Origin of the sequence: Achromobacter aloeverae (assembly GCF_004121055.1) — a bacterium.
GTDB classification, from domain to species: Bacteria; Pseudomonadota; Gammaproteobacteria; order Burkholderiales; family Burkholderiaceae_B; genus Bordetella_C; species Bordetella_C aloeverae.
The window spans coordinates 201,246-227,034 of sequence record NZ_PYAL01000006.1 but is presented as its reverse complement, the minus strand read 5'-3'; the positions used below and the strand labels follow the sequence as shown (position 1 = coordinate 227,034).

Genomic DNA, 25,789 nt, shown 5'->3' with positions numbered 1-25,789 from the left:
TTTACGCGGTCTTAACTTGGCCGGCCATCTGGCTGATGAACTTGTCGAACAACACGATGATGTCGTGCGGTCCCGGGCTGGCTTCCGGGTGGCCCTGGAAGCAGAAAGCGGGACGATCGGTCAGTTCGAAGCCCTGCAGCGTGCCGTCGAACAGCGACACATGGGTAACGCGGGTATTGCCCGGCAGGCTGGCCGTATCCACCTCGAAGCCGTGGTTCTGGCTGGTGATGTAGACGCGCTTGCTCTGCACGTCCTGCACGGGGTGGTTGGCGCCATGGTGGCCGGTCTTCATCTTGAGCGTCTTGCCGCCCACCGCCAGGCCCATGATCTGGTGGCCCAGGCAGATGCCGAAGACCGGCAGCTTGCGGTCCAGGAACGCGCGGGTGGCCTCGATGGCATAGTCGCAAGGCTCGGGGTCGCCGGGACCGTTGGCCAGGAACAGGCCGTCCGGATTGAGCTTGAGCACGTCCTCGACGGGCGTCTGCGCCGGCACCAGCGTGACGCGGCAGCCGCGGTCCGCCAGCAGGCGCAGGATGTTCTGCTTCACGCCGAAGTCATAGGCGACGACGTGGTACTTGGAGGTATCCGGCTTGTCGAAGCCGCGGCCCAGGTTCCAGGTGCCCTCGGTCCACTCCAGCGGTTTCTCGATGCTGACCACCTTGGCCAGGTCCTGGCCCGACATGCCGGGGAAGCTGCGCGCCAGCTCGATGGCGCGGTCGGTATCGTCGCCGACCAGGATGCAGCCGCCCTGGGCGCCCTTTTCGCGCAGGATGCGGGTCAGCTTGCGGGTGTCGATGCCGGCGATGGCGACGATGCCCTGGGCCTTGAGGTAGTCAGGCAGCGAGCTGGTCGCGCGGAAATTGGACACGCGGGCGGGGCAGTCGCGCACGATCAGGCCGGACGCGAACACCTTGCGCGCCTCGACGTCCTCGCCGTTCACACCGGTGTTACCGATGTGCGGGTAGGTGAGCGTGACCAACTGGCCGTTGTAGCTGGGATCGGTAAGGATTTCCTGGTAGCCGGTCATGGACGTGTTGAACACGACCTCGGCCACGGTATGGCCCGGCGCGCCAATTGAAATTCCACGAAAAACGGTACCGTCCGCCAGAGCCAAGATTGCGGGAGAAGAACGATGAGTTCCCTCGGGAAAAAGTTGCGGCAGCACAGTAAACCCCGGTTTCAGAATCAGTAATCAAACCTTGGAATTATACCTTGAAAGGCCTTTTTCCCCGGAAAGCCGCGCCAATCATGGCTGAACGGCCCGTTTTCGAGGTCGCCGGCGCGCCCCGCCGGCGGTCCCGCGGTGCTACGCTAGACAACCGGGCAGCGCCCTTGGCGCCGCACACACAACCGATCGCCGAGACTCTCATGACCAGCCAGCTCGACTCCCTGCGCCAACACACCACCGTGGTGGCGGACACCGGTGACTTCGAGGCCATGCGCGCCTACCGTCCGACCGACGCCACCACCAATCCGTCCCTGATCCTGAAGGCGGTGCAAAAAGAAGCCTACCGTCCCCTGCTGGAGCGCACCGTGCGCGACCACCGGGACCTGCCCACGGAGCAGATCCTTGACCGCCTGCTGGTGGCTTTCGGCACGGAGATCCTGAAAATCGTCCCCGGGCGGGTTTCCACCGAGGTCGATGCCCGGCTGTCCTTCGACACCCGGCGTACCGTGGAACGGGCCCGCGGCCTGATCGCGCTGTACGAAGCCGCCGGCATACCCCGCGAGCGCGTCCTGGTGAAGATCGCGTCCACCTGGGAGGGCATCCAGGCGGCCCGCGTCATGCAGGAGGAAGGGGTCAACTGCAATATGACGCTGCTGTTCTCGCTGCCGCAGGCCGTGGCCTGCGCCGCCGCCGGCGCCAAGCTGATCTCGCCCTTCGTCGGCCGCATCTATGACTGGTACAAGAAGGCCGCGGGCGCGGACTGGAACGAAGCGGAGCGCGCGGGCGCCAACGACCCTGGCGTGCAGTCGGTGACCCGCATCTACCAGTACTACAAGGCCCACGGCATCCCGACGGAAATCATGGGAGCGAGCTTCCGCAATGTCGGCCAGATCCTGGCCCTGGCCGGCTGCGACCTGCTGACCATCAGCCCGGAACTGCTGACCACGCTGTCGGAAACGCAGGGCGACGTGCCGGTGCGCTTGCGGCCCGACGCCGGCGGCGCTGCGCCGGCGCCCCTGGACGCCAGCGAAATTCCCTTCCGCACCCTGCTCAACGACGACGCCATGGCGACCGAAAAGCTGTCCGAGGGCATCCGCGCCTTCGCGGCCGACGCCATCAAGCTGGACAAGCTGATCGACGCGCTGCGGTAACCGGAAGATCCCGCCCCCCCTTTAAATACTCCGCCCCTTAAGAACCTATCGGGAAAGCCGCGGAGCCGGCTTTGCCGGTCCGCTGGCTTTGCCCCTGGGGGCCCGCGTCAGCGGGTGGGGGGGGCCTGCCCTTCCGGTCCGCTGGCTTTGCCCCTGGGGGCCCGCGTCAGCGGGTAGGGGGGGCCCCTTCGTCGTGGGTATGTACTTGCAGGGCTTCCAGGAAGCGGGAAACCATGTTGTAGGCCGCCACCGTGGCGGTCAGCTCGACCGTGTGGCGCTGGCCCAGTTCCGCCAGGACCGCGTCGAAGACGGCTTGCGGAACCTGGACCTGGCGCGTCATGGCGTCGGCATAGGCCAGCACAGCACGCATGCGCGCATCGAACAGCGGAGCATCCTGCCAATGATCCAAGGCGTCGAGCTGCGCCTGCGTAATGCCTTCCTTCAACGCGATGGGCGCATGCTGGTCGGCCTCGTAAGGCGCGCCATTCATGCCGGCCACGCGCATGATGACCAATTCGCGGATATCACCCGGCAAGGTGCTCAGCTGCCGTATCGACGTCAGGTAGGTCAGCCATCCGCTGGCCACGGGCGGACTGTGCAGCAGCATTTGATAGAGCAAGAGCACGCTGCCGCGCTCGGCGACGATGCGTTCGACCAGTGGCTTGGCTTCTTCGTTGTGCAGATCGGCGTACGGCAGGCGGGCCATGTCGGCGTCCTATGCGGGGATGGTCAGAGTTTCTCGGTTTCGCCGGCGCGCGGCTGCCATTTCATCAGCCGCTTTTCCGCCAGCGTGACCAGGCCATCCAGCACCAGCGCGAATACGGTCAGCACCACGATGCCGGCGAAGACGGTATTCACGTCCAGCGTGCCTTCCGCCTGCAGGATCAGGTAGCCGACGCCGCTGGCCGACCCCAGGTACTCGCCCACCACCGCGCCGACGAAGGCCAGCCCCACCGACGTATGCAGGCTGGAAAACACCCAGCTGGTGGCCGAAGGCAGGTAGACGTGGCGCAGCAGCTGGCGCCGATCCGCGCCCAGCATGCGGGCATTGTCCAGCAGCGTCGTGCTGACTTCCCGCACGCCCTGGTAGACGTTGAAGAAGACGATGAAGAACACCAGCGTGACCGCCAGCGCCACCTTGGACCAGATGCCCAGGCCGAACCACATGCCGAAGATGGGCGCCAGGATGACGCGAGGCATGGAGTTGGCGGCCTTGATGTAGGGGTCCAGGATCAGGCTGGAGCCCTGCGACAACCCCAGCCACAGGCCGCAGCCGAGGCCGGCGACGGTGCCGATGATGAAGGCCAGGACCGTCTCGGACAAGGTCACCCAAAGGTGCTGGTAGACGTCGGCGTCGGTGACGAACCAGGCCCAGATGCGCTGGGCAACCTTGATGGGCTCGCCGAAGAAGAACGCGACGTTCTGGCTGCGCGAGGCCAGGTGCCAGGCGAGCAGCAGGACTATCAACAACGACAACTGCCACGCGCGCAGCGTCTTGGAACCGGGTTTGATCATAGTGGACATGGGCCTTACACCCGCTTCTGCTGTGCGTAGCCCTTCAGGACCTCTTCACGCAGCACATCCCAGATGGCGGCGTGCAACTCGACGAAGCGCGGATGGGCGCGCACTTCGGCAACGTCGCGCGGACGAGGCAGGTCGATATGGAATTCACCGATAGGATGCGTGCCCGGCCCGGCCGACAGCACGACCACCCGGTCGCTCATGGCGATCGCTTCGTCAAGGTCGTGCGTGATGAACAGCACGGCCTTGCGCTTGGCCATCCACAGGTCCAGCACCTCGTTTTCCATCAACTGGCGAGTCTGGATATCGAGCGCGGAAAAAGGCTCGTCCATAAGGATGACGTCGGGGTCGCGGATCAGCGTCTGCGCCAGCATGACGCGCTTGCGCATGCCGCCCGACATCTGGTGCGGGTAACGATGCTCGGAACCGCCCAGGCCGACGCGGCGCAGCCATTCGCGGCCGCGTTCCTCCGCCTCGGCGGCCGGTACGTGGGCGAATTCCAGCCCTGCCTTGACGTTGTCCAGCGCATTGCGCCAGGGCAGCAGGGCCTCGCCCTGGAACATGTAGCCGGCACGGCGATTGATGCCCTTGAGGGGGACGCCGAACACTTTCACCTGCCCGGTGGTGGGCGAGAGCAGGCCCGCGCCCACGTTCAGCAAGGTGGACTTGCCGCAACCGGTCGGTCCCACCACCGAGACGAATTCGCCAGGGGCGACATTCAGCGTGCTTTCCCGCACGGCGGTATAGCGCTGGCCGCCGCCGTCGCGGGAAATGAACGTGCAGGTGATGTTGTCCAGCGAGAGTGCTGCTTCAGCCATTCGGGTATTTCTCGTTCGCGCGCTTGGCGAATTCATTGGTCCAGATCTTGGACGGATCGACCTTGGCCGGATCGAAATCCGGCACGAAGGCGGCCAGGGCCTTGACCGCGGTGGCGGCGCCATCCTCGGGGATGATGCCATCCGGCGACAGGCCTTCCAGGCTGGCCTTCAGCGCCGCCTTGTAGACCTCCGGCTCGCCCAGCAGGTAGGACGAAGGCACCGTCTTGGCGATCTCGTCGATGCCGGCCTTCTGGATCCACTTGTCCGCGCGCACGATGGCGTTGGCCAGGGCCTGCACCGTGTTGGGGTTGGCGTCGATGTAGCTCTGCGCCGTGTACAGGGTGCCGGCCGGCATGTTGCCGCCGAAAATGTCGCGGGTGTCCTTGAGGGTGCGCGTATCGGCGATGACCTTCATGTCGCCCGAGCTCACCAGCGCCGTGACCACGGGGTCGGTATTGGACATGGCGTCGACCTGGCCCGAACGCAGCGCGGTGATGGCGCCGGCGCCGGCGCCCACGCCGATGATGGATACGTCCGAAGGCTTCAGGCCGTGCTTGGCCAGGAAGAAGTTGACCACCATGTTGGTCGAGGAACCCGGCGCCGTGACGCCGATTTTCTTGCCCTTGAGGTCGGCCGGCGACTTGTAGTTCGCCATGGTCTTGGTCGAAACGCCGAAGCCGATCAGCGGCGCGCGGCCCTGCAACACGAAGTTGCGGTAGAACTGGCCCTTGGATTGCAGGTTCAGCGAGTGCTCGAACGCGCCCGACACCACGTCGGCGCTGCCGCCCACCACGGCCTGCAAGGCCTTGGCGCCGCCGGCGAAGTCGGCGATGGTGACATCCAGGCCTTCGTCCTTGAAATAGCCCCGCACCTCGGCGATGGTCAAGGGCAGGTAATACACCAGGGCCTTGCCGCCGACGGCGATCGCCACCTTGGTCTTTTCGAGTTTCGCGGCCCGCGCGAAGGCGGGGGCCAGGCTCATGACACCGGCCGAGCCGGCGAGCTTGAGCAGTTCACGGCGAGTGACTGTCATTGTTGTGTCTCCGATGTTGGTGCCGCGTCCCGGGGACGGCGGATTCCTATCGCGCCGGACCGGGCCAGCTCTGCGATTGCTGCGGAATCATACCCCAGCCCCTGCAGGACTTCCTCGGTATGTTCCCCTAAATCCGGGCCCAGCCAGCGCGTGCCGCCCGGCGTGGCGGACAGTTTGGGGGTGACCGCCGGCAGCTTTACCGGCGTGCCGTCGCGGAAGCGATGCTGCTCGATCATGGCCCGCGCGAGGAATTGCGGATCGCTGAACATGTCGGCCACGCTGTATATCTTGCCCACCGGCACATCGGCGCGCCGCAAGGTTTCCAGCGCCTCCTCGATCCGCCGGCCGTCGCACCATTGCTGGATGGCGCCGTCGATTTCGGCCACCCGGCGGGCGCGGCCGTCGTTGCGCGCCAGGTCCGGATCGGTGGCCAGGTCGGCGCGGCCGATGGCATGCATCAGGCGCAGGAAAATGGCGTCGCCGTTGCCGGCGATGACGATGTTCTGGCCGTCGGCCGTGGTGTAGGTGTTGGACGGCACGATGCCCGGCAAGGCCCCGCCGGTGCGTTCGCGCACCACGCCGGCCACGTCGTACTCGGGCACCAGGCTTTCCATCATGTTGAAGACCGATTCGTAGAGGGCTACGTCGACCATCTGGCCCTGGCCGCCCCTCTGCCCATCCCAGCGGCCGCCCGTGGCGTCGCGATGGCGCAGGGCCATCATCGCCCCGATGACGCCATGAAGCGCGGCGATGGAATCGCCGATGGAAATGCCCACCCGCACCGGCGGGCGGTCGGGGTGGCCCGACACGTAGCGCAGGCCGCCCATCGATTCGCCGATGGCGCCGAAGCCGGGCATGTCGCGCATCGGACCGGTCTGGCCGTAGCCTGACAGGCGCACCATGATGGTGGCGGGATTGCGCGCGCGCAACTGCTCGTAGCCCAGTCCCCATTTCTCCAGCACGCCGGGACGGTAGTTCTCCACGATGACATCGGCGTCGAGCGCCAGCCGCAAGGCGATGTCGCGGGCCCGCTCGTCCTTCATGTTCAGCGCGATCGAGCGCTTGTTGCGCGCCTGCACGGTCCACCAGAGCGAATTGCCCTCGTGCAGGTGCCGCCAGGTGCGTATGGGATCGCCGCCGCCCTTGCCGTCAGGGCCGGCGGGCGTCTCCACCTTGATCACGTCGGCGCCGAACTCGCCGAACAGGCGTGCGGCGAAGGGGCCCGCGATCAGCGTGCCCAGTTCGAGGACTTTCAATCCGGCCAAGGCTGACATCCTGGCGTCTCCTTATGGTCTTCTCCGGGCTGACGCCGGGGTGGCTTGCACCGCTTGCACCGCGGATACCGCTTTACGCCGACTTGCGCTCCATCAGCGCCCAGGCGATGGTGCCGGCATCGACATACTCCAGTTCGCTGCCCGCGGGCACGCCGCGCGCCAGGCGCGTTACCGACAAGCCTCGCTCGCGCAGCGCCTCGCCCAGGAAATGCGCAGTCGTCTCGCCCTCGGCGGTGAAATTGGTGGCCAGGATGACCTCAGTGACCACGCCATCGCCAGCGCGCCTGAGCACGCGATCGAAGTCCAGCTCGCGCGGCCCAACGCCCTCCAGTGGCGCAACCCGTCCCATCAACACGTAATACAGCCCGCGATAGCCGTGGCTGGACTCGATCATGTTCTGGTCCGCCGGCGTCTCGACGATGCACAGCTGGGTGGGATCACGGCGCGGATTGGCGCAGGTCGCGCAGATCTCGTCTTCCGAGAAGCTGTTGCAGCGCGCGCAGTGGCGCAGGTTCTGCGTGGCGCCGGCCAGCGCGCGGCCGAGCAGGTCGGCCCCTTGCGGATCGTGCTGCAAGAGGTGATACGCCATGCGGCGCGCCGACCGCACGCCGACGCCGGGCAGGCGGCGCAGCGCCTCGATCAGCGCCAGCAGCGGTTCGGGTTCGGGCAGCAGGGGTTCCATGCGGTCCTGTCGAATCAGAACGGGAACTTCATGCCCGGGGGCATGGGCATGCCGGCGGTCACCGCCGACATTTTTTCCTGGCTGGTGGCTTCGGCCTTGCGCAGGGCGTCGTTGAACGCGGCCGCGACCAGGTCCTCCAGCATGTCCTTGTCATCTCCCAGCAGGCTGGGGTCGATGGCCACGCGCTTGACGTCGTGGCGGCAGGACATCGTGACCTTGACCAGGCCGCCGCCCGAGGCGCCCTCGACCAGGATCTCGGCCAGCGCTTCCTGGGCCTTCTTCATGTTTTCCTGCATTTGCTGCGCCTGGCGCATCAAACCGGCCAATTGTCCTTTCATCATGATGGAAACGTCCTTCTGGAAAATGGGATGACTGAATGAAGTCTGGAATCTGAAACTCGTAGCGTGGCCGGGACGGCGGGCGCGTCAGGCGCCCTCGCGCCGGACCGGATATGGGCGGGCCAGCGCCGCGCCGCATATTGCGTGCGCGCCCCGCACGACGGCCGCGCGGTTGGCGACGCGCCTCATGCCGCGGCCGCCAGGGGCGGCTCGATGGCCCGGATGGAGCCGGGCACGATCTTGCCGCCGAAATTATCGACCAATGCCTGCACGAAGGGGTCGGCCACGGCCGCCTCCTCGGCAGCCTGCTGGCGGGCGGCGCGTTCGTGCTGCGCGACGGCGTGGGCCGTCCCGTCGCCCGTGACGCCGAACTCGACCTCCAGGCGGACGGCCTGGCCGAAGTGCTCGCACAGCACGGTTTGCAAGCGCTGCTTGCTGGCGCTGTCGACCAGCGTGCGCACCGCCAGGCGCAGGCGCACCAGGTCGCCATGCAGGCCCGCCCATTCGCTTTGACGCGCGACTTCGGCGGCCAGGCCAGTCACCGGCAACTGGGCCGCCAGCGCCGGCCAGGACGCGGCGTCCATGTCCGACAGCCGCGGACCGCGCGCGGTCCGCGGCGTCGACCCGCGGTTCGCCACCGGGCCGCGGCGGGGCGCTTCGGTGGCGGCCGGCATGCCGCCGGCGCTGCCGAGCGTCTCGAATTCGTCCTCGTCGGCCGTGGCGGTGTAGCCGTCGTCGTTGCCAAAATAACCGTCGCCGCCGGCATAGCCTTCGGCATCGTCCGGGATGACCTCGTCGACCCAGGATGGCGGTTCGTCCGCTGCGGGAACTGCGGAAGCTTGCTGGGCCTGTTGGGCCGGCTGGACTTGTTGGGCTTGTTGCGCTGCCGGTGCCGGCCGTGCCGTCGGTACCTGCTGCCCGGTCGACGCTTGCCGTGCAGTCGATGCTTGCTGTGCGGGCGATGCTGCCGGTGCAGTCGATGCGGTTTGGCCGGCCTCTGCCGTCGGCGTGGCCGATGCTACGCCTGCCGCCGAGCGATCCTGGGCGCCACCTCGCGTCGCGGCCCGCGTCGATGTCGCGGCGTCCGCCTGGTCCCAAGGCGGCGCACCGCCGGCGGCCGGCATACCCGCTTCAACAACCCCGGTCGCCCCAGGCGCGGATGGAGCTGAAGGCTCGGGCGCGACGGCCGCCTGCCCGCCAGCGCCAGCCGACGTCCCGGATGCCGCCGATGACGTCCCGGCCCCAGGCGCCGCCTGCACGGCGGCGGGCGCGGCCATGCCGGCCGAGGCCGCCGAAGCGGCAGCGTCCGCCGTAGCGTTCACGCCAGCCACGCCCGGATGGGCAGCGACAGTTTCGGCACCGCCCCGAACCGTCGAGGAAACAGTTCCGGCAGCCGCCTGAGCAACGGGAGCGGCGGAAACATCCGCCAACGGCGGCGCAGCGGGAGCGCTCGCGGCAGCAGCCGTCGAACCCGTCCGCGAAGCGGGCACGGCACCGGCAGGCCCAGCCGAACCCGCCTGCGACGCGGGCACAACGCCGCCCGGCGCCAGCGCTTGCGCGGCGGCCACGGCCGGGGCGGCGGCCGGGACAGCCGGCGCGGATGCGGCGCCAGCGGCGCCGACGGCCCCCGCGGCGTCCTGGCTACCGCGCCCCGAAGGCGGCAGGGTCTGCGGCGGCCCCGCCTCGCCACTCAGCGACAACATCCGCAGGCAGGCCATGACGAATCCGGCGTACTCATCCGGCGCCAGCGCCAGCTCCTGCCGGCTGTGCACCGCCACGGAATAGAACAATTGCACCGCATCGGCGTGCAGCGCGCCCGCCAGCCGCGCCACGTCGGCGGCCAATGGATCGTCGGCCGGCGTCGCCCCGCGCACTCGCTGCTCGATGGCCACCCGCGACAGCAGCACCGCCAGGTCGGCCAGCGCGCCGCCATACGACAGTCCTCGCGTGGCCAGCTCGTCGGCCACCGCCAGCACCGCCAGCGCATCGCCCGCGGCCAGCGCGTCGAGCAGGCGCACCAGATGCCGCTGGTCGATGGTGCCGAGCATGCCGCGCACGGCGTCCTCGGTCAGGTTGCCGGCGCTGTACGCAATGGCCTGGTCGGTCAGCGACAGCGCATCGCGCATCGAGCCGGCCGCCGCCTGCGCGATCAGGCGCAGGGCCGGTACCTCGGCGGCGACCTGTTCCTCGCCCAGCACGTGGCTCAAGTGGCCGACGATGGCATCGGGCGGCATCTGCTTCAGGTTGAATTGCAGGCAGCGCGACAACACCGTCACCGGGATCTTTTGCGGATCGGTCGTCGCGATGATGAACTTGACGTGGGGCGGCGGCTCTTCCAGCGTCTTCAGCATGGCGTTGAAGGCGTGGCCCGTCAGCATGTGCACTTCGTCGATCATGTAGACCTTGAAGCGCCCGGCGCCAGGCGCGTACACCGCCTGCTCCAGCAACTGGGTCATCTCGTCGACGCCGCGGTTGGACGCCGCGTCCAGCTCCAGGTAGTCGACGAAGCGGCCGGCGTCGATCTCCGTGCACGCCCGGCATACGCCACAAGGCTTGGAGGTAATGCCGGTTTCACAGTTGAGCGATTTCGCCAGGATGCGCGACAGCGTGGTCTTGCCCACGCCCCGCGTACCGGTGAAGAGCCAGGCGTGGTGCAGGCGCTGCGTATCCAGCGCGTGCGTCAGCGCGCGCACCACGTGGTCCTGCCCCACCAGGGTGTCGAAGGATCGGGGCCGCCACTTGCGAGCCAGTACGAGATAGGTCATGCGCGGATTGTAGAGCCTGCCGGGCCTGAAAGACGAAAGGGACGGGCCACGACGAACACCTGCGCTTTGTACGCGGTTCCGTCATGGCCCGTCCCTATGGGAATTTCGTTGACGAGCCTTACTCCGGCACTGATCCTAAACGACTATGGCTGCTTCGTTCCCGACCTGACCAGGTTCACCGCCGAACCATGCGAAGGGGCCCGTCACCGCGAATTCTAGCAGATCGGCGCACGCCGTTGGTCCCCGCCTTCCGCCGATGTTAGAATCTCGGTCCCCACCGACGCGGCCCTCGCCGCCTCCGCTGTTCAGCGACTCGCCGTAGTTAAATGGATATAACCGGCCCCTCCTAAGGGTCAATTGGTGGTTCGATTCCACCCGGCGAGGCCAAGGCCTCCTTCCTCGTAACGCCACCCCACGGCCCCGCCACCCCACGCGCAGCGACGCCCCGCCAGCCAGGAGCAGGTACGGCGGGCGCGCAACCGCTCCCCTTGAAGCATCCGTCTGGTTTTCCCGCCAGGCCAGATTCCTCAAAGTTTCCGCACGGTTTCCTCGGCGTGTGAGTATTATTAAATGCAACACCATGTCGCTACTATTGACATAGCGGGGAGATAGCACGCCAACGGTGCGGTCATCTTCCCATCGTCCCTAGCGCCCGTAACGCGTCCTCCCGCCCCACGGCCCCGGCACTGAGGCACCTGATCGCGCCACTGGCTCGGAAAATTTCCAAGGTGTTTTTATGGCCAGCCCCGTTCAGGCATCCTCCCCGTGGCGCGACCGGCGCCTGGGTACGCATCTCGCGCTGGTGTTCGGGGCTACCGTGCTGGTGGCGGTGCTGGGACTGGTCTTCTACGTGCATCGCCAGGTAAGCGGCCTTGTCGAGGATGCCTCCCACACCCTGTTCGACCACATGGCGAACGAAAGCCGCATCCAGATCAACAAAAGCATCAGCGGGGCCGACGACCTGCTGCAGGCCTACGCCGCCGATCCGCAAGCCTACGATTTCGCCAGCGCCTCCCAGCCCGCCTTCATCGAAAGACTGAGCATCCTGCTCCGGTCCTCGCCCTTCCTGTCCGCCTTCTACGTCGGCTACGACGACGGCGGTTTCGTGCTGCTGCGGCGATTGACTTCCCCCGCCGCCCGCCAGGCGCTGGCCGCGCCCGATAACGCCAGCTACTTCCTGGAAATCGTGCAAGGCGCACGGATGGAACTGTCCTTCCTCGACCATGAGCTGAAAACCATCGGGCGCGCCGATGCGCCGGCGACGCCCTTCGACCCCCGACTGCGCGACTGGTACCAGGCCGCCAAGAAGGCCAGCACGTCCATCATCACCGACCCGTACTGGTTCTTCGTCACGAACGAACGCGGCGTCACGGTTGCGCGCAGCCTGGACTCCGGCGCGGGCGTGGTGGGCGCGGACCTGGGTCTCGCCGACCTCTCCCAGGCCTTGCGGCAGATGAAGGACACGCCGTCCGCGGCCCTGCTGCTGCTCAACGAGCGCAATGAAATCGTGGCAAGCAGCATCCCGTTCGAGCAAGGCAGCGCCGGCGCCAGGGCGTCGTGGCCATCGCCGTCCATCGGGCCCGACATGCTCGCCTTCGCCAGCGCCGCCGCTGACGGACACGCCAAGGTCGGCACCATCAATCACCAGGGCGCCAACTGGGTCATACGTTCAGCCCCTCTGCAATCCGGCCCCTGGACGTTCCGCATCGTCAAGGCCACGCCGTCCAACGAAATGCTGGCCGGCGCCCGCGACCTGGTGTCGGTCCTCCTATGGCTGGGCGTGGCCGTGGCGGTCATCGCGATGGCTGTCGTGCGGATTGCCTCGCGCAGCATCAGCCAGCCGCTGGCGCAGCTGGCGCGGGACGCCGAACATATCCAGCGTTTTCAGTTCACGCCCGCGCCGACGGAAGCACATACCTCCGTACGCGAAATCAAGAGCCTGTCGCAGTCCATAGGCAAGGCCAGCGCCACCATCCAGCGCTTCATCGAAATCGGCCATGCGCTTGCCTCGGAGCGCGATCCCGTGAGACTGATGCGGCGCCTGCTGCTGGAAACGATCCGTGTCGCCGACGCCGAAGGGGGCGTGCTTTTGATGACGGAGGACGACGGCGCCACGCTGTCGGTGATCACGCGCGACGCCGCCCCGGACGACACAGGGGCGCGCGCCATCGCCCGGCATGACATCGACGATCAGGTCCTGCGGGCGCTGGCCGGCCAGACCGTCACGCATTTCGACCGCGACGACCGCGCATTGCCGCCCTTCCTGGCTGGCCTGGTGAACCCGGCGCCGCTTGAGCAGGCGCGGATGTTCCGCTACTGGGTCGTGCCCCTGCGCAACCATTCCGACGCGGTGATCGGCGCCCTGGTCCTGGCCGCCCGCGTCCAGACCGGCGCGGCGCCGGATGCCAGCCTGGAGCTGGTGCGGGCGCTGGCCGGCACCGCCGCGATGACGCTAGAGATGACCTTGTTGCTGAAGGACCGCAAGTCGCTGCTCGACGCCGTGATCCGCATGATCGCCAATTCCATCGACGCGAAATCCCCGTACACCAGCGGCCATTGCCATCGGGTTCCCATGCTGACCGCGGCCCTGGTCGAAGCCGCCAGCCGGTCGGGCAGCGCCCCCTTCGCGGACTTCAACCCGACCGAGGACGAATGGGAGGCGATCCGCGTCGCGAGCTGGCTGCACGATTGCGGCAAGCTGGTGACGGCCGAATACATCGTCGACAAGGCCACCAAGCTGGAGACCATCCACGACCGCATCCATGAGATCCGCATGCGCTTCGAGCTGCTCAAGGCCGACGCATGGACCGCCTACTGGCGCGGCGTGGCCGAAGGCGGCGATGCGCAGGCACTGGCCGGGGTGCGGGATGCGACCCTGGCGGAACTGGACAGCGACTATGCCTTCGTGGCCGCATGCAACGAAGGCGGCGAAGCCATGGCGGAGGAACACATCCAGCGGCTGCACGCCATCGGCGACCGCGCATGGACCCGCACGCTGGACGACCGCATCGGCATTTCGCGCGACGAAAAGTCGCGCAAGGACCTTACGCCCGCGCCTCCCTTGCCGACACGGGAGAAACTGCTCGACGACCGTCCGGACCATCTCATCGCGCATCACGACAGCCTGCTCACCGAACTCGGGGCCAAGGCGGGCTTCACGATGCAGCGTCCCGAGCATCGCCTGAACCTGGGCGAACGCTACAACCTGTCGATCGGCCGCGGCACCCTGACCACCGAGGAACGCTACCTCATCAACCAGCACATCAAGCACACCATCGTCATGCTGGAAGACCTGCCGCTGACCGGAACGATGCGCCATGTGCCGGAATACGCCGGCGGCCACCACGAGAAAATGGACGGCACCGGTTATCCGCGCGGCTTGCGCCGCGACGACATGAGCGTGGTCGCCCGCATCATGGCGATCGCCGATGTCTTCGAGGCGCTGACCGCCGCCGACCGTCCCTACAAGCAAGGCAAGAAACTGAGCGAGGCGATACGCATCATGGGCGCCATGAAACGCGATCGCCACCTTGACCCCGACCTGCTCGATCTATTCCTGACGTCCGAGGTATGGCGCGAATATGCGAAGCAGTACATGAGCCCGGACCAGATCGACGAACCGGACATCGACGCGGTGCTCGCCATCACGGCGGCAGGCTAGCCGGGAATAAGGCCGGCAAGGACGGCAGCCGTCACGCGTAGCGGCGCACATCGCGCAGCGCCGGCATATACCCTTCGGTAAATGCGAGCCTGGGCATGGGATCCGGTTCGGGCGCCCACGCTTCGATGAGGACCACGTGCTGGTCTTGCGTGGCCGTGCCGCCGGGCGCCAGGTGCCGGCCCGGCCAGGGCCGCACGTGCACCATGGCGGCATCCAGGCCGCGGCCGACGAGGTAGTCCTTCACCAGGTGGACCGCCGCGACATAGGCATCGAGGTCCTCCGGCGCCACGCCGGTTTGCCCCTGCCGCGGCGCAATGATGCTGACTTCCAGCCAGGAGACCCCGGTATTCTTGTAGTCCCGCGCGGCGTGATCCAGGCGCCGGATCGAGACCGCGTCGAAGTCCTGCGGCCGCTGGGGCAGCCGCTTCAGGACCACCGGCGGCAAGGGCCACAAGAGGGCATTGCGCGGCGGCGGTTCGGGCAGCGCCGCGGCGACCCGCGCCTCGACCTCGCGCCGCAGCGAAAGACGCAGCGAGATCCGCGCGGGCTCCGCGGTGCAGTTGGCGCGCACCTGGATGGCGTCTGCATCCGCCACGCCATGGCGAAGCAGGTATTGCTTGACGGCGCTTGCTCGCGCCCGCGCCACCGACGGGGATTCGTTCCAGGTACAGGTGACCAGTTCGATGCGCTTGACGACCAGCTTGCGGAGGTCCGCGACGAAACCGTCGAGCGCGGCGCGCAGGTCGTCGCCAAAGGCCTCCGTACGCGTCGGCACGGAAATGAAATTGCCGAATGTCACGATCGAAGGAGCTGCTCCCGCGTCCAATGCGCGTAGGCCAGCGGCCCCGTCGCCAGCGGCGGCAAGACGGGCCTCGTCGCCGCTGTCGGCGGTAAGCATGCATGGTGGAGACCGGAACGTCAGGCCTCCTTGCATGGAGGACAGGCAAGAGGCCGCGTTAGCGGCGGACGATATTGCGTCGGACATGTATGGTTTCCCGTGGATTGCCCTTGACGTTGGGCCGGATGCGTAACCGCGGAGCATCTGTCCCCAATGGGTTTCGCAAGTTCCTTCCGGACGCCAGCGTGTCAAGGGCAGGCAACCAAGGCGCCGCGCGACTGCGACTCGGCATCCCGCGGCGTTACAACCCGGATTGAACCAAAGCGTTCTTTCACGGACGAATATCGCCATCCCCGTCGTGTTTGCACCTGTCCGGCCCGCCGTTTCAGTCTCGGGCCCCCTCCCGTCTTCCGTCCCTTATTGACATCCGCGGGATTTCACCGACCGACAAGCGTCGCTCGGCATGACAGGATTACGTTTTCACACACTCTGGCCTTAAAAGATTGTTTAAATTGTTCGCCTAACCCTATAATTCAAATCAATTTTTCGCCGCAGCCAGTACCGAAACATCTCTTCACACCCTGACAAGTCACGTTTTACCTATGGCGCACTCCTGGAAACGATCGGTCTACGCAGCGGCGGCGCCGCTGCTGTTCGCGCTATCGACGCTGTACTCTTCCGCCACGCACGCCGCTAGCGACCCCTGCAAAGTGAACGCCAAGTCGGCGGCCTGCAAGGCCGAGCAGGCCAAGGCCGCCAAGAAGGCGCCGGCCAAGACGTCCGCGAAGGCCCCCGCCGGCAAGACGGCGGCGGAAAAGCCCGCCGCCAAGACCGCGGCCGCGAGCACCACCAAGCCGGCCGCCAAAAGCGCTGCCAAGGCCGCGCCGGCCAGGAAGACGGTCACCACGAAGACGGTCACCACGACCAAGACCGTTGCCGGCCGCAAGGAAACCGTCATCAAGACCGCGGCCGGCAAGCCCGCCACGGTGACCACCCGCACCCTGTCGCCCGTGCGCACCACGGCCGCGGCCGACGCCGGCCAGGCGGTGGCGCGCCTGACCACCCCGTCCTCGCAGGCGGCCGCCCTGCGCTCCAGCGTCGCCTACGTGCAGGACCTGGCCACGTCGACGGTGCTGTTCTCCAAGAACGAGGACACGGTGCGCCCCATCGCCTCCATCTCCAAGCTGATGACGGCGCTGGTGGTGGTCGATGCCAACCTGCCCATGGATGAAATGCTGGAAGTCAGCGACGACGATATCGATCGCCTGCGCCATGCGGCGTCGCGCCTGCCGGTGGGCACGCGCCTGAGTCGCGCCGACATGTTGCACGTGGCCTTGATGTCCTCGGAAAACCGCGCGGCCCATGCGCTGGGCCGCTACTATCCCGGCGGCATGCCGGCCTTCGTCCGCGCCATGAACGAGAAGGCGCGCGAACTGGGCATGCTGGACACCCACTTCGTCGAGCCGACCGGCCTGTCGAGCGAGAACGTCTCGTCGCCGCGCGACCTGGTGCGCCTGCTGCGTGCCGCTTCGCAGCGCCCGCTGATCCACCGCTACACCACGGACACCGAATACGACGTGGAAATGCGCAAGGGCCGCATGCAGACCTTCCGCAATACCAACGCCCTGGTGCGCAATGCCGATTGGGACATCAAGGTATCCAAGACCGGCTATATCAATGAAGCCGGCGAGTGCCTGGTCATGCTGGCCCGTATCAATGGTCGCGACCTGGCCATCGTGCTGCTCGACTCGCAAGGCAAGTATTCGCGTGTCGCCGATGCGGTGCGCATCCGCAAGTTCGTGCAGAACGAAGTCGCGATGCTGTAGGTTGCGCGGGGGGCTGTTCGTCCCCCCGGCCGGGCATTGAAGCCGGCATGAATCCGCGTCGGGCTCAGTCTTCCAGGGCGGCGTTGACCGGCTTCGCGCCGAGCAGATCCACCAGCACGCGTGGGTCTATCCCCACCAGGTAGCCGCGCCTGCCGCCGTTGATATACACCACCGGAATGTCCAGCACCGTCGCCTCGACCCATATGGGCATGCGCTTGCGCGTTCCGAAGGGCGACGTGCCGCCGACCTGGTAGCCTGAATGGCGCTGCGCGGTCTCCGGATGGCAAGGCGCGATTTTCTTCGCGCCTGTCTGGCGGGCCAGATTCTTGGTGGACACCTCGCGGTCGCCGTGCATCACCACCACCAGCGGCCGCGCGGCCTCGTCCTCCATGATCAGCGTCTTGACCACCACATGCGGGTCCAGTCCCAGTTGCCGCGCCGACTCGCGGGCGCCGCCGTGGTCGACGTAATCATAGGGATGCTCGGTAAACGCCACCTTGTGCTGACGCAGGAACTGGGTGGCGGGCGTTTCGGAAACGTGGCGTGTTTTGCTCATGGTTCGCCGATTCTAAGACAGCGGACACAAAAACGCCCTGCCAGGCGAGCTGGCAGGGCGTCACCAAACGACCCCGCTAAAGAACCGCAGCCACCGGGGCCACCGCGGAGCTGGCTTTGCCAGTCCGCCAGTGGCGCCCCCCTGGGGGGGAAGGCGCGCAGCGCCTTCGGGGGGCCCTACTCCAGCTTGATGTTTTGCTTCTTGACGACGTCCTTCGCCCAGTCGTATTGCTGCTGGATTTCCTTGGCGAACTCTTCCGGCGTATTGCCCGACGGCGAGGAACCCTGTTCATCCAGGGCCTTGATCACCTTGGGATCCTTCAGCGCGATCACGGCGGCGTCGCGCAGCTTGTTGACGATCTCCATCGGGGTACCCTTGGGCGCCAGCAAGCCGTACCACACCGGCTGGTTCAGCACGGGGAAACCCACTTCGGCGAACGTCGGCACGTCCTTCATGTTCGGGATGCGCGTCGGCCACGCGACGGCCATGGCCTTCAGCTTGCCGGCCTGGATCTGCGGCATGGACGAAGGCAGGTTGTCGAACAGGATCTCGACCTGTCCGCCGACCGCATCGGCCAGCGCCGGGCCCGACCCCTTGTAGGGCACGTGGACGATCTTCGTGCCGGTGGCCATCTTGAACGACTCGCCCATCAGGTGCAGCACGCCGCACGTGCCCGAGCTGCCGTACGAATACTTGTCCGGGTTCTTCTTCAGGACCTCGACGAATTCCTTGAAATCCTTGGCCGGGAACTTCGGATTGATCGACACCACGTTGGCGGTGTTCGCGAAGTTGGTGACCGGCTGGAAGTCCTTGATCGGGTCGTAGGGCAGATCGTTCGGGCGGCAGGCCGGATTCACGGCCATCGTCGACACGGTGGCGATCGACAGCACATAACCGTCCGGCGCGGCCTTGGCGCCTTCGGCCGCGCCAATGGCACCGCCCGCGCCGCCCTTGTTCTCGACCACCAGGGGCTGGCCGAGCTCCTGGCTCATGCGCTGCGTGACGAGGCGGGCGATGATGTCCGTCGATCCACCGGGCGCGAAAGGAACGATCACGCGGATGGCGTGGTTGGGATAAGCCCCCGCCGCATGCGCGCCCGTGGCGGCAAAAGAAATTCCCAGGGCGATGGCCGCGGCCAACGTACGCTTTTTAATCATTGTGGAAAATCCTCCTAAGTCTCCAACCCGCCCGTTTGCGGGCTGATCTGTTTCCGGATGCGGTAATAAAAGTTGCTTTTGGCAGGCGCAGTCCTTCACACCACGAAGAATAGCAGCATTTTTTTACATCAGCCGTCAAGGAACCCCACCCCCATCGGGGACACCGCGGATCCGGGTCCCCCGGTCCGCCGGTGTCGCCCCCTTGAGGGGGCCGCGCGTAGCGCGGTAGGGGGTGGGCCTTCCTTCCGGTCCGCCGGTGTCGCCCCCTTGAGGGGGCCGCGCGCAGCGCGGTAGGGGGTGGGCCTCTCCCCTACCTATCCCCTAGCGTTTTGCGTTGGTCATTTCAGCGGGGACCACCCACTCATTGAACTGCTCCTCGGTCAGGTGCCCCAGCTTGAGCGCGGATTCCTTGAGCGACAGGTTTTCCTTGTGCGCCTTCTTGGCAATCTGGGCGGCCTTGTCGTAGCCAATGTGCGGATTCAACGCCGTCACCAGCATCAGCGACCGGTCGACCAGTTCGGCGATACGCTCGCGATTGGGCTCTATGCCCTTGGCGCAATGTTCGTTGAAGCTGTGCATGCCGTCGGTCAACAAGCGCACCGATTGCAGGAAGTTGTGTATCACCAGGGGCTTGAACACGTTCAATTCGAAATTGCCGCTGGCGCCGCCGATATTGATGGCCACGTCGTTGCCCAGCACCTGGGCCCCCAGCATGGTGATGGCCTCGCACTGCGTGGGATTGACCTTGCCCGGCATGATGGAGCTGCCCGGCTCGTTTTCCGGAATGCTGATTTCCCCCAGCCCGGAACGCGGGCCGCTGGACAGCCAGCGCACGTCGTTGGCCAGCTTGATCAGGCCCGCGGCCAGGGTCTTGAGCGCGCCATGCGCGAACAGCAGGGCTTCGTGGGACGCCAGCGCCTGGAACTTGTTGGGAGCGGAGACGAAAGCCGCGCCGGTATCGTGCGCCAGCTGGGCCGAGACCTTGACGCTGAATTCGGGATGGGCGTTCAGGCCGGTGCCCACGGCGGTGCCGCCGATGGCCAGCTGGTGCAGGCCCGGCAGCGTCGCGCGGATCTGCTGCTCGGACAAGTCCAGCTGGGCCACGTGGCCCGACAGTTCCTGGCCCAGGGTCAGCGGCGTGGCGTCCTGCAGGTGCGTGCGGCCGATCTTCACGATGTCGTAGAACTTGGCGCTCTTCTCGGCCAGCGTGGCGCGCAGCGCCTTCAGCGCCGGCAACAGGTGCTGCTCGACCTCCACCGCGGCCGCCACATGCATGGCGGTGGGGAAGGTGTCGTTGGACGACTGGCCACGGTTGACGTGGTCGTTCGGGTGCACCTTGCGACCCTCGCCGCGCTCGCCGCCCAGGATTTCCGAGGCGCGGTTGGCCAGCACCTCGTTCATATTCATATTGCTTTGCGTGCCCGAACCGGTCTGCCACACCGACAGCGGGAATTCGTTGGGCCACTTGCCGGCGATGACCTCGTCCGCCGCGGCGACGATGCCCTTGGCGATGCCGGCGTCCAGTTCGCCCAGCTCGGCGTTGACCTGGGCCGCGGCGCGCTTGAGCCGCGCCATCGCATTGACCAGGGGAGCCGGCATCTTCTCGGTCGAAATCGCGAAGAATTGCAGCGAGCGCTGGGTCTGGGCCCCCCACAAATGATCGGCGGGAACCTCGATCGGTCCGAAAGTATCTTTTTCGGTGCGCGTTTTCATGTCGGTACAGCTCCGTTCTGATGCCGCAGGCATGCCGGCTCGGCACGCGGGGGGCAGGGTTGGTAATCGACCCAGTTCACTGAAGCACTGGAATGGACGGCAAGGGAGGGGACGGACACGCCGATGCGCCGGGCGCGAACCGGCCCCTACCTATAATCCCCCTGTTTTTACCACTCGCCCCGCCACCATGTCCGCCCCCTCCAGCCTGACCGTCCATCTGCCCGACGAGCACGCCACCGAAAACCTGGCGCGCCAACTCGCTCCCCTGCTCGACGGCCGCACGGCGGGCGTCCCGGCGGGGGGCCGGATACACCTGTCCGGCGAGCTGGGCGCCGGTAAAACCGCGTTCACCCGGGCCCTGTTGCGTGAATGCGGCATAAAGGGCCGGATCAAAAGTCCTAGCTATGCCCTGCTTGAAAGCTATAAAGTTTTTAACTTATACTTCTATCACTTTGATTTCTATAGATTTAGCGATCCGCGCGAGTGGTTGGACGCAGGTTTTCGCGATTTGTTGCGGGACGACGCGGTCGTTCTGATCGAATGGCCGGAAAAGGCGGAGGGCCTGCTCTCCCCTCCCGATCTGCAAATTTCCCTGGCATATGCCGACCAGGGGCGCGATGCCACGTTGACCGCTTACACCGCTAGAGGGCAACTATGGCTGAACGCGATCGTCCCGAACCCGGCGCCCCCGTCTCCCGCGGCGCCATGACCCGGCGCCGCCTCATTGGGGCGGCCGCCACCCTGATCGTCCTGCCGGTCATCCCCCGTCTTGCCCAGGCCGCCACCCTGCTGGCCGTGCGCACCTGGCCGGCGGACGAATACACCCGCGTTACGCTGGAGCTGGACAGCGAGCTCAAGGCCGAACAGTTCACCCTGGAGAATCCGGACCGCCTGGTGGTCGATATCGAGGGCCTGTCCATGAGCCAGGCCCTGAACGACCTCGCCGGCCGCATCCGCAAGGACGACCCCTACATCCGGTCGCTGCGCATCGCGCAGAATCGCCCCAACGTGCTGCGCCTGGTGTTCGACCTGAAGCAGGCGGTGGCGCCGCAGGTCTTCACCCTCAAGCCGGTCGCGGACTACCAGTACCGCCTGGTGCTGGACCTGTATCCCAAGGTGGCCCAGGATCCGCTGATGGCGATCCTGAAGAACCAGCCCGCCGGCCCGGACGTCGACGATCCGCTGGCGCGGATCCTGGACGACATTTCCCGCAACCCGCCGGGCCCGAACACGCAGACCGCGTCCATCCCCAAGCCGGCCCCACTGCCCAATCCGTCCCAACCGCTGCCGCCGCCGGCCGTGGAAAAGCCGTCAGGCAAGCTGGCCGGCCGCAAGCGCATGCTGACCATCGCGCTGGATCCCGGCCATGGCGGCGAGGACCCGGGCGCCAGCGGCGCGACGGGCCTGCGCGAGAAAGAGGTCGTGCTGCGCATCGCGCATCGCCTGAAGGCCTTGATCGATGCCCAGCCCAATATGCGCGCCTTCCTGACGCGCGACGACGACTATTTCGTGCCCTTGCACGTGCGGGTGCAGAAGGCGCGGCGCGTGCGGGCCGACCTGTTCGTGTCCATCCACGCCGATGCCTGGATCAAGCCCACCGCCAGCGGGTCGTCGGTCTTCGCGCTGTCGCAGCGCGGCGCCAGCAGCGCGGCCGCGCGGTGGATGGCGGACAAGGAAAATGCCGCCGACCTGATCGGCGGCGTCAACCTGGGCTCGCACGACGAGCAGGTCGCCAAGGTGCTGCTGGACTTGTCCACCACCGCGCAGATCAATGATTCGCTCAAGCTCGGCTCGGTCTTCCTGCAAGAGATCAAGAAGATCAACCATCTTCACAAGGACAGCGTGGAGCAGGCCGGGTTCGCGGTCCTGAAAGCGCCGGACATCCCGTCCATCCTGGTGGAGACGGCCTTCATCAGCAATCCCAACGAAGAGTCCCTGCTGCGGTCCGCGCAGCACCAGGACAAGCTGGCGATGGCCATGTTCACGGGCATCCAGCGCTACCTGACGACCAACCCGCCACTCGCCCGCGTAGGCGATGTGAGTTAGGCCCCCCCCCTACCGCGCGGAGCGCGGCCCCCCCAGGGGGGCGACACCGGCGGACCGGGGGACCCGGATCCGCGGTGTCTGCGATCGGGGCGGGGTTCTTGCGATCAGGGTGGACTCTTATGATCGCGGAGGGGCTCTTGCGGTCGGGGGGCCTCTACGCGCGGCGGGGGAATGGCCTTTTCTTGATGATCTTCCAAATGCCGGCGAGGATCAGGGGCGCGATGGCGGCGCCGAGGCCGATCAGCACGATCAGGTTGAGATGCTCCTTGACCATCGGGATGTTGCCGAAGAAATACCCCGCGGCGACGAGGCTCACGACCCACAGCAAGCCGCCGGTGATATTGAAAAGCTGGAAGCGCGCCACGCTCATTTCCGCGACGCCGGCGACGAAGGGCGCGAACGTGCGCACCAGCGGGATGAAGCGCGACATGACGATGGTCTTGCCGCCGTGCTTCTCGTAGAAGGCGTGCGTCCGCATCAATGCATCGCGGTCCAGGAAACGCAGGTTCGTGGAAAAGACCTTGGGCCCGATGGCCCGCCCTATGATGTAGTTCAAGGTATTCCCCGTCACCGCCGCGATGACCAGGAGCACCGCCAGCAGTACGGGATCGATATGCCCCGACGCGCCGAACGCGCCCGCAATGAACAAAAGCGAATCGCCCGGCAGGAAAGGCATGACCACGAAGCCGGTTTCCGCGAAAACGATCAGGAACAGCACGAGATACACCCACGCCCCATACTTCGCAACCCAGATCCCCAGGGTCTGGTCGATATGCAACACCATATTCAGTAAATCGAGCATGTGATCGGCTTCAGCAAAAACATTGGGAGTGACCCGGGAATATAGCCGACTGCGGCAAGCAGCTAAAATCAATCGCAAACCCTGTGTTGCGGCGATACGCCGCCACGCTCTCCCCCATATTGCCGGCCTGCCGGGATCCCCGGCCCCTGCCCACCGTCCTGCCCATGTCCGATCGCCGTCCCATCGCAGCCCTGCCCGACCTCCTCATCAGCCAGATCGCCGCCGGCGAGGTGATCGAGCGTCCCGCGTCGGTGCTCAAGGAACTGCTGGAAAACGCCATCGACGCCGGCGCCCGGGCCATCGAGGTCAGGCTTGAGGGCGGCGGCATCCGGCGGATCGCGGTAACCGACGACGGCAGCGGCATTCCGCCCGAGGAGTTGCCGCTGGCGCTGATGCGCCACGCCACCAGCAAGATCGCCAACCTGCATGAACTGGAATCCGTTGCGTCGATGGGCTTTCGCGGCGAGGCCTTGGCCTCGATCGCTTCGGTTGCGCGTTTGACGATTACTTCACGCACTCGTGATAGCCAGAACGCCTGGCAGATCCAGGGGGGCGGCAGCGCGCCGACGCCAGCCGCCGGACCGGCGGGCACCACCATCGACGTACGCCAATTGTTCGATGCCGTGCCCGCGCGCCGCAAGTTCCTGCGTGCCGAGGCCACCGAATTCGGACATTGCCTGGACGCGATGGAACGCATCGCGCTGGCGTATCCCGGCATTGCCTTCCGGCTGTTCAACCAGGACCGCGCCCATCGCCAATGGCTGCCGACCGATCCCTTCCGCCGCATCCGCGACGTGCTGGGAGCGGAATTCTCCGAGCACGGGCTGCCGCTATCGCATGAGGTGGGACCGGTATCGTTGACCGGCATGATCACGCGCCCTACGGCCGCGCGCGCCCGCGCCGATCGCCAGTACCTGTACGTCAACGGGCGCTTCGTGCGCGACCGCACCGTCAGCCACGCCCTGCGCGCCGCCTACGCGGACGTGCTGCATGGCGACCGCCAGCCGGCCTATGTATTGTTCCTGGAAATCGATCCGGCCGCGGTCGACGTCAATGTCCACCCGGCCAAGAGCGAGGTTCGCTTCCGCGAGAGCGGCGCCGTCCATCGCTTCGTCACGCAGGCGGTGAGCCAGGTGCTGGCCCAGACGGGTGGGCACAATGGCGTGGCGGCCGGCCAGGCGGTTGCAGGCGTGGCCAAGACGGCCGACGATCCTGGCGCGCGGCCGGCCGGCGCGGCGGGAAGCGCGGCCTATCCCGGCTCCGCCGGGACCGCGGCCCCGGCGGCCGGCGCGGGGTTTGCACGCCCGGCCTCTGGCGCGACCGGCAGCCGGACCGGTAGCGTGACCACTCAGCGCCCGCATACCCAGGTCCCCTTCCGCCTGCATGCGCCGGCGGGCGGCGGCGACTGGCAGACGCTCTATCGCCCGCTGGGCGACGAAGTCGCGGCCGGCGCACGCGGCGACATGCCGCCCGCCCATGGCGATGCCGCGGCCCGTCACGCGCCGTACCCGGGCGATCCAGCCGTGCCGCGCACGCAGCGGGACGGCCTGGACGGCGCGGCCGCGAACGACGCCACGGGCGTGGGGACGGCGCCCCACGACGCGCCCGGTCCCGAACACCACGAACCTGGCCACTCCGCCCCTTCGGCCAGCGAAGAACCGGAATCGGCGAACGGCGCCGGCCGGGCAGGCTTCAGCTACCTGTCCCCGGAGCAGGCCTTCGCGGCGAGTCCGCCGCTGCAAACGGCCGAGCCGCCACCGGGCCGCCCGGCGCTGCCCGTCGACGACGAACAGCCCCTGGGCATGGCCCTGGGCCAGTTGCACGGCATCTACATCCTGGCCCAGAACCGGCGCGGCCTGGTGCTCGTGGACATGCATGCGGCACACGAACGGGTGGTCTATGAGCAACTCAAGGGCGCGCTCGACCAGCGCGAACTGCCGCGCCAGGACCTGCTGGTGCCGGTGGTGTTCAATGCCCAGGAAAAAGACGTGGCGCTGGTGGAGGAGTATCGCGACGAACTGACCGAGCTGGGTTTCGAATTGCGCCCCGCCGGCCCCACCGCCATCGCGGTGCGCTCCGTGCCGGCGCTGCTGGCGCGCGGCGACGTCGAGACCCTGGCCCGCGCGGTACTGCGCGACCTGGGCGCGGTGGGCGTGTCCCGCCTGCTGACCGAGCAACGCAATGAACTGCTCTCCACCATGGCCTGCCACGGCTCGGTGCGCGCCAACCGCCGCCTAACTCTCGACGAGATGAACGCGCTGCTGCGCCAGATGGAAGCCACCGAACGCGCCGACCAGTGCAATCATGGCCGGCCGACCTGGGTCCAGTGGACGGTGTCCGACCTGGACAAGCTGTTCCTGCGCGGGCAATAGGCCCGTCCCGCAATAGGCCCGTCCCGCGACTGACCGCCCCGCCCGCCCCTCTCTTGCCCGTCCGCATG

At 67.0% G+C, this 25,789-nt stretch carries 20 protein-coding genes, 1 tRNA gene and 1 other RNA gene; 7 read left to right on the top strand and 15 right to left on the bottom strand.

Annotated features, from left to right (window positions below):
• Window position 1: 1 nt before the first annotated feature.
• Window positions 2-1,165: a glutamine-hydrolyzing carbamoyl-phosphate synthase small subunit gene (gene carA / locus C7R54_RS20245; RefSeq protein WP_192903708.1), complete on the bottom strand. Its 1,164-nt coding sequence runs from the start codon at window positions 1,163-1,165 to the stop codon at window positions 2-4.
• Between the two features lie 203 nt (window positions 1,166-1,368).
• Between carA and tal the strand changes: the two genes are divergently transcribed.
• Window positions 1,369-2,319, top strand: a complete 951-nt coding sequence (gene tal, locus C7R54_RS20240; protein ID WP_129152236.1) for a transaldolase — start codon at window positions 1,369-1,371, stop codon at window positions 2,317-2,319.
• Between the two features lie 166 nt (window positions 2,320-2,485).
• Here tal and C7R54_RS20235 read toward each other — a convergent pair whose 3' ends face one another.
• The 9 genes from C7R54_RS20235 to ffs all read right to left on the bottom strand — a co-directional run bounded on the left by C7R54_RS20235 (window position 2,486) and on the right by ffs (window position 10,955).
• The gene (locus tag C7R54_RS20235) at window positions 2,486-3,025 is read right to left on the bottom strand and encodes a carboxymuconolactone decarboxylase family protein (RefSeq protein WP_129152235.1); all 540 of its coding nucleotides are present in this window, start codon (window positions 3,023-3,025) and stop codon (window positions 2,486-2,488) included.
• Window positions 3,026-3,048: 23 nt separating this feature from the next.
• Window positions 3,049-3,843 carry an ABC transporter permease gene (locus C7R54_RS20230; protein WP_129152234.1) on the bottom strand — a complete coding sequence of 265 codons (795 nt, stop codon included), beginning with the start codon at window positions 3,841-3,843 and terminating at the stop codon, window positions 3,049-3,051.
• Window positions 3,844-3,848: 5 nt separating this feature from the next.
• Window positions 3,849-4,658, bottom strand: a complete 810-nt coding sequence (locus C7R54_RS20225; RefSeq protein ID WP_129152233.1) for an ABC transporter ATP-binding protein — start codon at window positions 4,656-4,658, stop codon at window positions 3,849-3,851.
• A complete protein-coding gene (locus C7R54_RS20220) occupies window positions 4,651-5,691 on the bottom strand; it encodes an ABC transporter substrate-binding protein (RefSeq protein ID WP_129152232.1) in 1,041 nt (346 codons plus the stop codon). Before C7R54_RS20220 ends, C7R54_RS20225 begins: the two co-directional genes overlap by 8 nt.
• Window positions 5,688-6,965 carry a CaiB/BaiF CoA transferase family protein gene (locus tag C7R54_RS20215; RefSeq protein WP_129152231.1) on the bottom strand — a complete coding sequence of 426 codons (1,278 nt, stop codon included), beginning with the start codon at window positions 6,963-6,965 and terminating at the stop codon, window positions 5,688-5,690. Before C7R54_RS20215 ends, C7R54_RS20220 begins: the two co-directional genes overlap by 4 nt.
• Window positions 6,966-7,038: 73 nt before the next feature.
• Entirely contained in the window at window positions 7,039-7,647 is a 609-nt protein-coding gene (gene recR, locus C7R54_RS20210) for a recombination mediator RecR (RefSeq protein ID WP_129152230.1), read from the bottom strand.
• 14 nt (window positions 7,648-7,661) lie between these two features.
• A complete protein-coding gene (locus tag C7R54_RS20205) occupies window positions 7,662-7,988 on the bottom strand; it encodes a YbaB/EbfC family nucleoid-associated protein (protein WP_129152229.1) in 327 nt (108 codons plus the stop codon).
• Window positions 7,989-8,170: 182 nt separating this feature from the next.
• Complete coding sequence (dnaX, locus tag C7R54_RS20200) at window positions 8,171-10,750, bottom strand: DNA polymerase III subunit gamma/tau (RefSeq protein ID WP_129152228.1); 2,580 nt, start codon at window positions 10,748-10,750, stop codon at window positions 8,171-8,173.
• A 107-nt stretch (window positions 10,751-10,857) separates the two neighbouring features.
• An RNA gene (gene ffs / locus C7R54_RS20195) (signal recognition particle sRNA small type) lies at window positions 10,858-10,955 on the bottom strand.
• A 107-nt stretch (window positions 10,956-11,062) separates the two neighbouring features.
• On the opposite strand from ffs, the gene C7R54_RS20190 reads away from it, so the two are divergent.
• Both C7R54_RS20190 and C7R54_RS20185 read left to right on the top strand, forming a co-directional pair.
• Window positions 11,063-11,137 (top strand) — tRNA-Arg (locus C7R54_RS20190).
• 349 nt (window positions 11,138-11,486) lie between these two features.
• Complete coding sequence (locus tag C7R54_RS20185; protein WP_129152227.1) at window positions 11,487-14,411, top strand: HD domain-containing phosphohydrolase; 2,925 nt, start codon at window positions 11,487-11,489, stop codon at window positions 14,409-14,411.
• Window positions 14,412-14,442: 31 nt separating this feature from the next.
• On the opposite strand, the gene C7R54_RS20180 is transcribed toward C7R54_RS20185, so the two are convergent.
• Window positions 14,443-15,210, bottom strand: coding sequence for a hypothetical protein (locus C7R54_RS20180; RefSeq protein ID WP_129152226.1), 768 nt, complete (start codon window positions 15,208-15,210; stop codon window positions 14,443-14,445).
• Between the two features lie 641 nt (window positions 15,211-15,851).
• Here C7R54_RS20180 and pbpG point away from each other — a divergent pair.
• Window positions 15,852-17,075, top strand: coding sequence for a D-alanyl-D-alanine endopeptidase (gene pbpG, locus C7R54_RS20175; protein WP_240039621.1), 1,224 nt, complete (start codon window positions 15,852-15,854; stop codon window positions 17,073-17,075).
• Between the two features lie 64 nt (window positions 17,076-17,139).
• On the opposite strand, the gene ybaK is transcribed toward pbpG, so the two are convergent.
• The 3 genes from ybaK to fumC all read right to left on the bottom strand — a co-directional run bounded on the left by ybaK (window position 17,140) and on the right by fumC (window position 20,501).
• Window positions 17,140-17,631, bottom strand: a complete 492-nt coding sequence (gene ybaK / locus C7R54_RS20170; protein ID WP_129152225.1) for a Cys-tRNA(Pro) deacylase — start codon at window positions 17,629-17,631, stop codon at window positions 17,140-17,142.
• A 176-nt stretch (window positions 17,632-17,807) separates the two neighbouring features.
• Entirely contained in the window at window positions 17,808-18,788 is a 981-nt protein-coding gene (locus C7R54_RS20165) for a tripartite tricarboxylate transporter substrate binding protein BugE (protein ID WP_129152224.1), read from the bottom strand.
• A 321-nt stretch (window positions 18,789-19,109) separates the two neighbouring features.
• The gene (gene fumC / locus C7R54_RS20160) at window positions 19,110-20,501 is read right to left on the bottom strand and encodes a class II fumarate hydratase (RefSeq protein ID WP_129152223.1); all 1,392 of its coding nucleotides are present in this window, start codon (window positions 20,499-20,501) and stop codon (window positions 19,110-19,112) included.
• A 187-nt stretch (window positions 20,502-20,688) separates the two neighbouring features.
• On the opposite strand from fumC, the gene tsaE reads away from it, so the two are divergent.
• Complete coding sequence (gene tsaE / locus C7R54_RS20155) at window positions 20,689-21,210, top strand: tRNA (adenosine(37)-N6)-threonylcarbamoyltransferase complex ATPase subunit type 1 TsaE (protein WP_129152222.1); 522 nt, start codon at window positions 20,689-20,691, stop codon at window positions 21,208-21,210.
• A complete protein-coding gene (locus C7R54_RS20150) occupies window positions 21,156-22,547 on the top strand; it encodes an N-acetylmuramoyl-L-alanine amidase (RefSeq protein ID WP_158021251.1) in 1,392 nt (463 codons plus the stop codon). Before tsaE ends, C7R54_RS20150 begins: the two co-directional genes overlap by 55 nt.
• Before the next feature lie 154 nt (window positions 22,548-22,701).
• Here the strand turns inward: C7R54_RS20150 and C7R54_RS20145 are convergent, their stop codons facing one another.
• Entirely contained in the window at window positions 22,702-23,349 is a 648-nt protein-coding gene (locus C7R54_RS20145; RefSeq protein ID WP_129152221.1) for a VTT domain-containing protein, read from the bottom strand.
• Window positions 23,350-23,513: 164 nt separating this feature from the next.
• Between C7R54_RS20145 and mutL the strand changes: the two genes are divergently transcribed.
• Window positions 23,514-25,721 (top strand): DNA mismatch repair endonuclease MutL, encoded by a 2,208-nt coding sequence (gene mutL / locus C7R54_RS20140; protein ID WP_129152220.1) that lies wholly within the window; start codon window positions 23,514-23,516, stop codon window positions 25,719-25,721.
• The last annotated feature ends 68 nt before the right edge of the window (window positions 25,722-25,789 follow it).